This is a genomic window from Streptomyces musisoli (assembly GCF_016741855.1).
Classification (GTDB): domain Bacteria; phylum Actinomycetota; class Actinomycetes; order Streptomycetales; family Streptomycetaceae; genus Streptomyces; species Streptomyces musisoli.
In genome coordinates this window covers 1-661 of the sequence record NZ_JAERRH010000105.1, presented here as the reverse complement: position 1 = coordinate 661, position 661 = coordinate 1, and the positions used below count along the sequence as shown (strand labels likewise).

1 protein-coding gene is annotated in these 661 nt (G+C 76.2%); it reads left to right on the top strand.

What is annotated here, in order from left to right; genetic code table 11:
- The coding region (locus JK361_RS40660; protein WP_201828263.1) for an AMP-binding protein at positions 1 to 661 on the top strand (661 nt) is incomplete at both ends.

Below are 661 nucleotides of genomic sequence, written 5' to 3'. Positions count from 1 at the left end.
TCTCGACATCCGGCACCCGGCCTACGTCATCTACACCTCGGGCTCCACCGGCCGCCCCAAGGGCGTCATGGTGAGCCACGCCGGTGTGGCGGGCCTGGTGGCCGCCCAGGTCGAGCGGCTCGGCGTGGCACCGGGCAGCCGGGTGCTCCAGTTCGCCTCGCCCAGCTTCGACGCGTCGTTCTGGGACCTGTGCAGCGCGCTGCTCACCGGCGCCGCGCTCGTCCTCGCCCCGGCCGAGGCCCCGCTGGAGGCCCTGACGGACCGCCGGCTCGCCGTCAGCCATGTGACGCTGCCGCCCTCAGCCCTGGCGGCGCTCGACGGCGCCGACGTCACGGCCGCCACCCTGGTGGTGGCGGGCGAGGCGTGCGGGCCGGAACTGGTGGCCCGGTGGGCGCCCGGACGCCGGATGATCAACGCGTACGGGCCGACCGAGACGACGGTGTGCGCGACGATGAGCGACCCGCTGTCCCCGGGACGTGGCGTGCCGCCGATCGGCCGGCCGGTGGCGGGTTTCCGGGTCTACGTGCTGGACGAGCGCCTGCGCATCGCGCCGCCGGGGGTGGCGGGTGAGCTGTACGTCGCGGGGGCGGGCCTGGCCCGCGGGTACCTGAACCGGCCGGGCCTGACGGCCGGACGGTTCGTCGCCTGCCCCTTCGGCACG